Origin of the sequence: Wolbachia endosymbiont of Cardiocondyla obscurior (genome assembly GCF_902713635.1) — a bacterium.
GTDB lineage: Bacteria > Pseudomonadota > Alphaproteobacteria > Rickettsiales > Anaplasmataceae > Wolbachia > Wolbachia pipientis.
The window spans coordinates 1-11,195 of sequence record NZ_CACTIU010000043.1 but is presented as its reverse complement, the minus strand read 5'-3'; the positions used below and the strand labels follow the sequence as shown (position 1 = coordinate 11,195).

At 34.7% G+C, this 11,195-nt stretch carries 11 protein-coding genes; 4 read left to right on the top strand and 7 right to left on the bottom strand.

The window, feature by feature from the left end; translation table 11 throughout:
* Positions 1-167: 167 nt before the first annotated feature.
* The 5 genes from WOCAOBSORBRA_RS03925 to WOCAOBSORBRA_RS03905 form a co-directional block, all read right to left on the bottom strand.
* Positions 168-1,595 (bottom strand): Mur ligase family protein, encoded by a 1,428-nt coding sequence (locus WOCAOBSORBRA_RS03925; protein WP_174515972.1) that lies wholly within the window; start codon positions 1,593-1,595, stop codon positions 168-170.
* Positions 1,570-2,811, bottom strand: a complete 1,242-nt coding sequence (gene metC, locus WOCAOBSORBRA_RS03920) for a cystathionine beta-lyase (RefSeq protein WP_155969347.1) — start codon at positions 2,809-2,811, stop codon at positions 1,570-1,572. Before metC ends, WOCAOBSORBRA_RS03925 begins: the two co-directional genes overlap by 26 nt.
* Positions 2,812-2,818: 7 nt before the next feature.
* Complete coding sequence (locus WOCAOBSORBRA_RS03915; RefSeq protein WP_155969345.1) at positions 2,819-3,103, bottom strand: BolA family protein; 285 nt, start codon at positions 3,101-3,103, stop codon at positions 2,819-2,821.
* A gap of 70 nt (positions 3,104-3,173) precedes the next feature.
* Positions 3,174-5,096, bottom strand: coding sequence for a molecular chaperone DnaK (gene dnaK, locus WOCAOBSORBRA_RS03910; RefSeq protein ID WP_174515971.1), 1,923 nt, complete (start codon positions 5,094-5,096; stop codon positions 3,174-3,176).
* Between the two features lie 86 nt (positions 5,097-5,182).
* Positions 5,183-6,946 carry an Rne/Rng family ribonuclease gene (locus tag WOCAOBSORBRA_RS03905; RefSeq protein ID WP_095742804.1) on the bottom strand — a complete coding sequence of 588 codons (1,764 nt, stop codon included), beginning with the start codon at positions 6,944-6,946 and terminating at the stop codon, positions 5,183-5,185.
* Positions 6,947-7,095: 149 nt separating this feature from the next.
* Between WOCAOBSORBRA_RS03905 and rpmG the strand changes: the two genes are divergently transcribed.
* Together rpmG and WOCAOBSORBRA_RS03895 are read left to right on the top strand one after the other, a co-directional pair.
* On the top strand, positions 7,096-7,296 hold the full coding sequence (rpmG, locus tag WOCAOBSORBRA_RS03900) for a 50S ribosomal protein L33 (RefSeq protein WP_010082633.1): 201 nt from the start codon (positions 7,096-7,098) through the stop codon (positions 7,294-7,296).
* 25 nt (positions 7,297-7,321) lie between these two features.
* Positions 7,322-7,597, top strand: coding sequence for a helix-turn-helix domain-containing protein (locus tag WOCAOBSORBRA_RS03895; RefSeq protein ID WP_010082632.1), 276 nt, complete (start codon positions 7,322-7,324; stop codon positions 7,595-7,597).
* Between the two features lie 12 nt (positions 7,598-7,609).
* Here WOCAOBSORBRA_RS03895 and WOCAOBSORBRA_RS03890 read toward each other — a convergent pair whose 3' ends face one another.
* Both WOCAOBSORBRA_RS03890 and WOCAOBSORBRA_RS03885 read right to left on the bottom strand, forming a co-directional pair.
* The gene (locus WOCAOBSORBRA_RS03890; RefSeq protein ID WP_174515970.1) at positions 7,610-7,753 is read right to left on the bottom strand and encodes a hypothetical protein; all 144 of its coding nucleotides are present in this window, start codon (positions 7,751-7,753) and stop codon (positions 7,610-7,612) included.
* A 227-nt stretch (positions 7,754-7,980) separates the two neighbouring features.
* Positions 7,981-8,862 (bottom strand): zinc ABC transporter substrate-binding protein, encoded by an 882-nt coding sequence (locus WOCAOBSORBRA_RS03885; protein ID WP_155969339.1) that lies wholly within the window; start codon positions 8,860-8,862, stop codon positions 7,981-7,983.
* On the opposite strand from WOCAOBSORBRA_RS03885, the gene WOCAOBSORBRA_RS03880 reads away from it, so the two are divergent.
* A complete protein-coding gene (locus WOCAOBSORBRA_RS03880) occupies positions 8,854-9,594 on the top strand; it encodes a metal ABC transporter ATP-binding protein (RefSeq protein WP_155969337.1) in 741 nt (246 codons plus the stop codon). The genes WOCAOBSORBRA_RS03885 and WOCAOBSORBRA_RS03880 overlap by 9 nt on opposite strands.
* Positions 9,591-11,021 carry a 2-polyprenylphenol 6-hydroxylase gene (gene ubiB / locus WOCAOBSORBRA_RS03875; RefSeq protein WP_155969335.1) on the top strand — a complete coding sequence of 477 codons (1,431 nt, stop codon included), beginning with the start codon at positions 9,591-9,593 and terminating at the stop codon, positions 11,019-11,021. Before WOCAOBSORBRA_RS03880 ends, ubiB begins: the two co-directional genes overlap by 4 nt.
* Positions 11,022-11,195: the final 174 nt, after the last annotated feature.

Below are 11,195 nucleotides of genomic sequence, written 5' to 3'. Positions count from 1 at the left end.
AATATACAGACTTACAACTTTTGGTTGGTAATACCATAATGGAAATTTATCATTCATTTTAGAAAATACTATACTATGCAACAAAGCCATCCCAGTGTCAAGCACTGGGATGACATCACTTTTGCTTCAATATTCGCACATTAGCGGAGGTAAGCCCATTGCGAAAATCAGTATGTTAAGGCATGATTTTTAATAACCTCAACATCGCTAAATTCAAAAGTTTGGTTGCCTATAATTTGAAATTTCTCATTTCCCTTTCCTGCAACTAGCAGAATCATACCCTCGTTATAGGCAATATCTACGCCTTTCTCTATAGCTTCTCTCCTACCTCCTATCTCCAGTGCATCAGGGCAATGTAGCAAAATATCGTGGCGAATTTTTGCCGGATCTTCATCACGCGAATTATCATCTGTAATTATTACTTTATCTGCATACATTTGTGCTATTTTGCCCATTTCTGAACGTTTCGTCTGATCGCGATTTCCACCGCATCCAAAAACTAGAATTATTTTTTTGTTGATATGCCATTTTAAAGACAATAGGGCTTGTTTAAGCGCACTTGGAGTATGAGCGTAATCCACGAATGCAAAAGGTTTCACTTTTTCCATTCTTCCTGGTGGAGAAACGAGTTTTTCTACGCATATTTCTCTGTAATTTAATCCAGATATACCAATTGCACATAGCAGATTATATGCTTGAAATTTTCCTAAAACTGGGAAAAATGTATTGTAAATTTGGTTATCAATTTTTACTGTAAGATGTTGACCATTAGGGGTTGATGTTTGCTCTAATAAAGTAATATCAGAGCCTTTTTTTCCATAAGTCACAACTTTATTACTGCGTTTTTCAGCTATTTTAAGCAATGCGCCGTATTCATCTATATCCGCATTTAAAATCGCTGTTTTTCCTTCTGGTAATACTTCGTAAAATAACCTTTTTTTAGTTTCTAAATATCCACCAAGACTTTTATGGTAATCTAAATGATCTTGCGAGAAATTAGTAAAAGCTGCAGCACTCAACTTTAATCCATGGATTCTGTATTGATCAATCCCATGACTTGATGATTCCAACACTAAGTGTTCTACACTTATACCACGCAATGTTGCGTAAAGGTCTTCTGCACCTGGAGTGGTAAGACTGTTGCTATTACCTTTTCTACCATTATTGATGCATGTTCCAAGTGTTCCAATAGACGCAGCATTGTAGCCAGAGTTTTGCCAGATCTGGCGGCAAAATTCTACTACTGAAGTCTTGCCATTTGTGCCTGTTACAGCAGCAACATATTTTGGCTGTTTGAATTGATAAAACCTGCTGACTATTTCGCTGTATATTTCTTGAGGGTTTGGGTGGAAGATACAGATTCCAGCATCACGCGTTGGAATGATACCAAGGCTTGAAGCTTCTGTTATGCAATCACTTGCAATTATCGCTTTAGCTCCACAAGATAATATCTGATCTATGTAAATCCTATCCCTTTCTGACACACAAACAAAAAGATAACCTTCCTTGATTTTCTTGGGATTACATGTGACGCCTTTGATTTCAATATCAAAGTTAACATCAATGATACTATGCAGTAATTCTCTCAGTTTCACGTTCTACTTCGTCAGTTTTAATGTCCGAACATGGCAACCTTGCTAGTGCAGCATTTAAATCAGAGATTAAATCTTCAGGATCTTCCAGTCCACAAAATATTCGCACGAAACTTCCACCATAATCTGAATTCATTACAGATCTTGACATAGCTCTACGATCTATTGGTAATATCAAACTGTCGCACCCTCCCCAAGAAGCACCGATACCAAAAATTTTCATGTGATCAACCATGCAGCTTAGTTCTTCACATGAATATTCTCTACCCAATACTATACTGAATACGCCGCTTGCTCCTTTAAAGTAACTTTTCCATAATTCGTGTTGAGGATGGGAGGGAAGTGCTGGATACAAAACTTTTTTGATTTTTGAATGTTTTTCTAGCCATTTTGCCACTTCCATTGCTGTATTCTGGTGCCTTTTCATACGTGTGTGCAGTGTTCTTAGCCCCCTATGTGCAAGATAACAGTCGTGCGATTGAACGGTCACTCCATAGTTTTTATAGCTCTCATAAAGCAATTTAAAAATTTCACCTTCTGCAATAACAGCCCCCATCAATAAATCCGAGTGACCGGCTAGATACTTTGTTACCGCATATAGTGCAACATCAACTCCATAATCAAGCGGCTTAAATAACAAAGGAGTGGCCCATGAATTGTCACAAACGGTCACAATTTTATGTTCCTTAGCAACTTTTACTATATGCTCTATATTCGAAATCTCAAACGTTACAGAACCAGGAGTCTCGATCATTATCAATAAAGTATTACTCTGAATTAAATCAGTTATATCCTGTGTTGGATCATAAAAAGTTACTTCTGTTCCTCTTTTTGGTAGCTCATTTTCTGCAAACCTCCTAAGTCGGTAATAACTATTATCTTGAATTAAAACGTGCGAGCCTGCTTTAGTGAAAGTCAAAATAGCAAAAGTAAGTGCAAATAGTCCGGAAGGAAAAATAAGCGCTTGTCCACTCCCTTCAATTTCAGCCAGTGCATTTGAAAAATAATGAACAGTGGGAGTACCAACATTACTATAGCTGTAATCTCTTGCAACATCATCGTTGATTACATCGTATATACTTTCTCCATTTGCTGCATTTAAGTAGTCCTTGTAAGTAGGGAATAATATGGTAGAAGAATGATAAACTGGCGGGTTCATAGAACCTTTATAGTCCTTAAATTTTCTTCCTGCTTTAACTAATAAAGACTCTTCCTTCACATTTTTATTATTTATTTTTTAAATTGTACTCGTTTTGCGTATACAAGTGAAGAGAAATTGCATGTATTAGCTCTATCTCACTCTTTAATAATTCATAGATCAATTTATGCCTTTTGAGAGTGTTCATTCCGATAAAGCTGTCAGATATCAATATTAGCTTGATATGTGAAGGTAGTGTTGAAGATGAAGCAAAATAATGATCAGCATGCTTTGCTGATTCATCGATAATGTTGATATCAATTACATCTATCGAATCGCGTATCTTTTCTTCTATTGTTTTAATAATATCCATAATGGTTTCTTTAAGCAACAATATGCTCCTCTTGTCATCCCAGTATCAGCTACTTGGATGACAATCGCAATTACTTATTCTCTTCTTTATTATCTATGTCTTGATAATCAGAATCTACTACTTTTTCCTCTTTATCATTTGGATTTCCTTCTGATGAAAAGCCATTTTCAGCACTATTTTGTTGAGATGCTTGATACATAGCTTCTCCAAGTTTCATAGATAATTGAGAAAGATTAGTAACTTTCTGCTGTATTGAATCAGCGTCATCAATGTTATCAGATTTACTAACTTCTTTTAATTCGTTAACTGCATTTTCAATAGCAGATCTATCTTCTGGTGAAACTTTATCACCATACTCTGTCAGAGACTTTTCTGTAGAATGGACTAAGCTATCCGCTTGATTCTTCACTTCAATAAACTTTTTGCGCTTTTCATCTTCTTGCGCTTTTTCTTCAGCTTCTTTTACCATGCGATTTATTTCATCATCAGATAAACCACCTGAAGATTGAATGCGTATTTTTTGCTCTTTTCCAGTAGCTTTATCTTTTGCAGAAACGTGTGCTATTCCATTTGCATCTATATCAAATGTCACTTCAATTTGTGGCCTTCCGCGCGGAGCAGGAGGTATCCCTTCCAAACTAAACTGACCGAGTAGCTTATTATCAACTGCCAGTTTTCTTTCACCCTGATGCACCTTAATTGTAACAGCTGTTTGGTTATCTTCTGCAGTTGAAAACACCTGAGATTTTTTAGTAGGAATTGTAGTATTACGCTCAATAAGTGGAGTGAATACTCCTCCTAGAGTTTCAATACCAAGAGAAAGTGGGGTCACATCAAGTAGTAACACATCTCTTACATCACCTTGAATGATCCCCGCCTGTATTGCAGCTCCAATTGCTACAACTTCATCAGGGTTAACTCCTCTATGTGGATCTTTGCCAAAGAATTCTTTAACTTTCTCTATGACTTTTGGCATACGAGTCATGCCACCAACAAGAACCACTTCGCCAATTTGACTAGCAGACAAACCAGCATCCTCAAGAGCTTTTTTACAAGGAGCTATAGTTCTTTCGATTAAATCATTCACTAAGCTTTCAAGTTTTGCTCTCGTTAATTTCATATTTAAGTGTTTTGGACCACTTGCATCAGCTGTAATAAACGGTAGATTTATTTCCGTTTCCATTGCACTTGATAATTCAATTTTCGCTTTTTCAGCAGCTTCTTTGATTCTTTGCATAGCCATTGGATCATTTTTCAAATCAATGCCATTACTTTTCTTGAATTCATCTAGTAAATAACTCACTACTCCATTATCAAAGTCTTCACCTCCAAGATGGGTATCACCGTTTGTTGCTTTCACTTCGAAAACTCCATCACCTATTTCAAGTATTGAAACGTCAAATGTACCACCACCAAGGTCATATACTACTATTGTGTGCCCATGTTTCTTATCAAGACCATAAGCAAGTGCTGCAGCAGTCGGTTCATTTACTATTCTGAGTACATTTAATCCGGCAATTTTTCCTGCATCTTTTGTTGCTTGACGTTGAGAGTCGTTGAAGTATGCTGGCACTGTTATCACAGCATCTTTTACTTCCTCTCCAAGATAAGCTTCTGCTGCCTCTTTCATGTTTTGTAGTATAAATGCACCAATTTGACTAGGAGAATATTCTTTATTATCAGTTGTTTTAACCCATGCATCACCACTTTTTGCTGCAAATACTTTGTATGGTACACTTAGATTTTTCATCTCAGGATCACTATATTGACGGCCTATTAATCTCTTAGTAGCAAAAAAGGTATTACTTGCATTGGTGGTTGCTTGCCTTTTTGCTGGAGCACCAATCAACCTTTCTCCTGAAGAAGTCAATGCAACTATAGATGGAGTAGTTCTTGCCCCTTCTTTATTTTCTATTACCTTTGTATCCTTGCCCTGCATTATTGCAACACAAGAATTTGTTGTTCCGAGATCTATGCCTATTGCTCTTCCCATAATGAGTACCCCATTGTAAATATTATCTGATATAAGAATATATAAGTATAGGGCTCATTAATTACAAGCCCAATTTAGGTTTCTAATTAGTTATTAGAACTTAAAAGGCGCGAAAGCCACTTAGTCAGCCAAAAATTGCCTCGTAGTTTATTTGAATTATCAGCTTCTTCATTGCTGCTATCCCCAATTTGGTATCCAGAGTTCTGTAATGGCTTATAACCGTTTAAATTAACATCATCTCCTTGTTTTAAAACAAATGTATTTACATCTAAACTGTTATCAATACTAACGTTCAATGTAATATTAAACTCTTTTTCGATTGTAGAAACTGTATTGCGTTTGTTATTAAAAATGTGCGCTATAACTGCACTGTGTGCTACTAAATCAAAAGACTTATTTCGATTCTTGTTAGCAATATGTTGTAAATCCCTTAGTATTGATGAAACAATTACTTCGTTTGATTTTACTCTTCCAGTACCTTTGCAGTGTAAACACTCTGTAGTATTAATTTCTTGTATGTTTGGTTTAATTCTTTGTCTTGAAAATACCATTAAACCAAAGTCATTTATGTAGCTAAATTGAACTTTAGCTTTATCATCTTTAAACGCTTGCTTTATAGCAGACTCAACAGCTCTGCAATACTGATATTTCAACATATCAATAAAATCGACTACTATTAATCCTGATAGGCCCCTAAGATTCACCTGTCTTGATATTTCAGGTACTGCTTCCATGTTGGTTCTATAAGCTGTTTCTTCTATGCTATCTTCTCCTGTCATCTTTCCTGAATTTACGTCTATTGAAACAAACGCCTCAGTTAAAGTTATTATCAAAGACCCACCAGATGGCAATTCTACTCTATTGCTATATAACTCAGAAATTTGATCTTCGATTCCGTAGTAAGTAAAGATCGGAGCATAACCTCTATACAATCTATAGCGCAACTTACTACCTTTTAGTGCATTGTTAGCATATTGCCTAACTGCCTCAAAAGCTTCCTTTCCAGACACTATAACTTCTATACCATCGCTACAAAAATCACGAACAGATCTCATAATTACATCTGCTTCATTGTAAATTAATGATGGAACGTTTACAGAGAAGGCATTTTTTTGAATGCTCTGCCATAATGAGGATAAGTAATTGTAATCCTGCTCAATTTCTTTCTTATTTTTTCCTGAACCAACAGTTCTTACTATTAAACCTGATCTTTTTGGCAAGTTTATTGAACTCAGTATCTCCTTTAACTGCTTTCTGACATTAGCATCTTCAATTCTGCGAGACACTCCACCTTTACTCATGGAATTTGGCATGAAAACACAGTATCTACCCACTAAAGTTATGTATGTTGTAAATGAAGCTCCTTTATTGCCTCGTTCCTCTTTAGTTAGCTGGACCAATACTTTTTGATTTACTGAAATAACATCTTGTAATTTGTATTTTTTATATAAAGGTACCTCTCTTACAAAACCACTACCTGATCCGTTGACATTCTTACTAGCTGCAGAATCTGAAGAAACATTTGCTGAGGCTTCTTCTATACAATCGTCATTTGAGTAGCCCTCAAAGATAGTTTCCTTTTCTTTTTCTGGAATGTTGAAGTAATCTAGAGATATCTCGGAAAAAGACAAAAAACCTTGCTTATTTTTCCCATATTCAATAAATACGGCTTGCAAAGAAGGCTCTATACGCTTTATATAAGCAACGTATATATTACCTCTTAATTGTTTTTTTTCCTTGAATTCTTGTTCAAATTCTACAACCTTGTTATTAATTGACAAGGCAACCCTTACCTCATTAGAACAGATAGAATTTTCTATCAATAATACCCTTTTACCACTATTTGTCACTTATTTACCGTTTGCTTTTTATTCTGAAGTTAACTTTATGCTACTTAATGCACTGTTGATTGTCAAGGATTTTGCAATCTGCATTATTCGATTGACTTTTAGTATTTTGCGTAATAAACTCGCATAGAATTTATTATATCATTATAAGTATGGCGAAAAAAAATGCTTCTTTGCTCGTTAAGTTAGTCAGCACTGCAATCAAGATAACAAAAACTGGTGAAGAAAAATCAACTGGCTATTTTTATGTAAAAAAGCGTAATCCAAAAAAGCTCACCAAAAAACTGGAGTTTAGGAAGTATGACCCAGTAGTCAGAAGGCATGTGTTATTTAAAGAAGAAAAACTAAAGTAATTTTTTTATAAGGAATTTTATTATTATGCAAAATTTACAATTAAGTTATCCTATAATAGTAGAGTTGGGGGATGTGAAAGATACAAAACTGAAATTAATAAAGGTCATTGCACAATTAATAAGTAAGAAGTACACAACACAGAAAAAAGCAGCAAACGCTCTAAAGATTGATCAACCTAAAGTATCTCAAATCAATAGGTCAAAAATCGAAGGGTTCTCCTTAGAATACTTGCTTAACTTATTGATTGTATTGGGCCAAGACATAAACGTAAGAATAAAGCATAATTCTAAACCTGCATAATATGGTATCCGTTCAGCGGAGTGGCAAAATAAGGTAGACAAGATAAATCAACCCCGGTGTCAAGCACTGGGATGACAAGGTATAAACCTTATCGTCATGCCGCCGCGAACCGTCATACCGCGATTCATTCGCGGTATCTCTAGATCCCGCTAACAAGTAGCGGGATGACGGTTATCAGGCCAGCACCCCTACGATGTCATCCCAGTCTGGGATCCAGGAATTTTATTAAGTTAGTAAGCATAAAAGTAGCCGTTTTATGTTAAAATACAACGTTTTGATGATTATGAAAAAGCTGGATTCCAGACTGGAATGACACCATTTGTTGTAAACTCACTTCTTCTTGATTTGTAGAACAATAAAACAGTAAGCTAAAAGGGAACTTATTACTCAACAAAACAAGACTTAAAATTTTGTGCAATGCTATTGATTATAGCTAGATATGCATCTTTTCCAGGCTCTATGTCTGATCCAATAGGATCAAGAACTACCATTTTTGCGTCATTAGAAAGGGCGTTAGGCTTTATGCTATCTTCCTGTGAATGAGCAAATATACATTTAACGTTTTCTTCCTTCATTATCTTTTTTAGCTTCATTAAACTCTTCATACCTATGTAAGAATCCTCTTCTATGGAAAGAATAGCGCTTGGATGATTTAGACCGAAATATTTTTCAAAATATTGATAAGCATCATGAGTAACGATGTATTTTTGATTTTTAAAATCATTCAGTTCTTTCATGATTTCTTTTACTTCTTGGTCTATTTTTTTTATAGCTTTTGTTGCATTAGAACTGTATCGATGGGAATTTCCTTTATCTATGTCAGACAATGTTGCACTTATAGAAAGTATCATGCTCTTTGCATTTTCGGGACTCAGCCACATGTGTAAATCTTTTTCATCTTGAATGTGAGTGATTTTTCTAGAAAATGAATGTGGCCGAGTAGGAAGTAGGTTGATTGCCTTTGACAATTGCACTAGTTCTTTATTATTTTTGGCGAAAGTTTGAACAAACGTCTCTAAGTTATCGTCAACATAAAATATAACGTCACTTGATTCTAAATTACTCGCATCAGATGGCTTTAATATATAATTATGTGCAGATGTTGCATAGCCAAGCAATTCCGGTTCTAAAATCCCTTCTGTAACAGAAGCTACAAGTGAGTGGATAGGTTTGATTGTAGCTACAACTTTTAAATTGGATGAAAAGGCGATATTATAGTATAGTGTAAATGAAAGTAATAGAAAAAAAGTCAGTAAATGTCTCATATAAACGTTGAGAAGAAGTTAAATTTTGTCAATAAATTGAATAATGTCAATAATCGTGTTCTAAAAATAGAAAATCTTGCTCTCGCATATGATGGTAAAAGAATCCTTGACAATATCAATATGTTCATGGAAAGAGGAGACATAATTACAATACTTGGTCCAAATGGTGGAGGTAAAACCTCTTTAGTGAAAGCAATTGCTGGTATAAATAAAAATTATACTGGAAATATTGTGTTAGCTGAGAACACAAAAATTAGCTACATGCCGCAAAATTTTAGTATTAGTAATTTGATGCCAATAACAGTTGAATATTTTCTTTTAAATAGCTCCTTGAAAAGACTAAAGAAAAATCAATCCATTATTACAGAAACGATAGAGTTGGTTGGTATCGGTAACATTTTGAAGAATCAAGTGTTAGAAATTTCTGCAGGGCAAACACAATTATTGCTACTTGCACGTTGTTTAATTGCAGAGCCTGACTTGATCATTCTAGATGAACCAGTTAGTGCAATGGATATTAACGCGCGGGCTAAATTTTATGATATTATAAATAAAATAGCAAAAAAACGATTGGTATCGATTCTTATGACTTCTCATGATCTTAACTCTGCTCTACCATCCTCAGATTACATAATTTGTATAAATAATACTATCTATTGCCAAGGCAAGCCTGATGAGATTATGAAAAATAGAACCCTAAATGAAATATTTAGCAGTTACGCAGCGAAATGATTCAAAATATTTTGCGTCTTCTGCACATAACTACGGTGCTGACGCGTTACAATATATTACCTTATTTACTTCCACCATCAAAAAAATCAATAAATAAAATACAAGGCCACAAGCTAAAGTGTGCTCTTGAAAAATTAGGTCCGGTGTTCATTAAGTTTGGGCAGTCTATCTCATCACGTACTGATGTTTTAAATGAAGATATAACAAATAACTTGTTATTGATATGTGATAGATTGCCATCGTTTTCACATAAAATAGCAGTTAAAACTATAGAAAGTGAGTTTAATTGTAAATTGAGCGACATTTTTTCAAGCTTTTCTGAAAAGCCAATTGCAGCAGCATCGATTTCTCAGGTGCATAGAGCGGTTACAACTGAGGGTAAGGAAGTTGCTGTGAAGGTTTTAAGGCCAAATATTGAGAAAACATTCTCAAGGGATATAAAAATGCTTTCTTGGCTCGCAGAAATTGCAGAAAAATTTAGCGAACAATCAAAAAGGCTGAGGCCAATTGAATTAGTTAAAACTTTTGCTGAAATTTGCCGATTAGAGTTAGATCTACGTTTTGAAGCTGCTCACTCTTCGGAACTAAAGGAAAACACAAAAAATGACAGAGGTTTTTACGTACCTGAAGTAGATTGGAATAGAACTTCGAAAAAGGTTTTAACATTAGAATGGATAGAAGCAACGCCAATATACGAAGTTGAAAAACTGAATAATCATAAGCAAATAGCTATCAATCTTATAGAATCGTTTTGTAATCAGGTATACAGGGATTGTTTTTTTCATGCTGATATGCATCCTGGAAATCTAATGGTTGATAGTAATAACAATATTATTGCTCTGGATTGTGGAATCATGGGTAGAATAGATCGTGAGACATGCTATTACGTTATAGAGATACTCAAAGGCTTTTTAAATCGGGATTATGATCACGTTGCAAAAATGCACTTTAAAGCTGGTTACGTTTCATCACAGCATAGAAATTTTGTCACAGCTTGCAGGGCAATAGGTGAACCCATTATTGGGCAGCCTATACAGAAGATTTCATTTGCTAGTTTACTTGCTCAGCTATTAAAAATAACTGGTGATTTTGATATGAAAGTTCAAACACAATTGTTATTGCTGCAGAAAACTATGATTTTACTGGAAGGGACATGTAGAAAGATCTACCCAGAAATCAATATGTGGAAAGTAGTTGAAGCGTGGATAAGCAGTCAACATGAAAGTAAAATAGGGTATAGGGAAAAAATTAGAAGTTCTTATCCTGTAAAAACAATCCAAGGGATATTTAGCCTTATAGAAAAATTAAACCTAATAGCTGATAAAAAATTAGAAAACATCCAAATTAAAAATAAATCAAATGGAAAAGTCTATTTTTTATTGTGGTTTGTAATTATAATTCTAATCGTTAAACTTTTAATTTCTTAAACTATGGGAAAAAACTGCGTCAAATCCAATTTTTATTCAACTTAATTTTTAATCTGCAGGAGCCGAGTTGAGAATGTCCAATTTTCCACTTTCTTTATGTATCTGTTCAGCAGAGTGGCAAAATAAGGTAGACGAGAAAAGACAACTATAGGAACAAATGGGTGTCATGCCAGT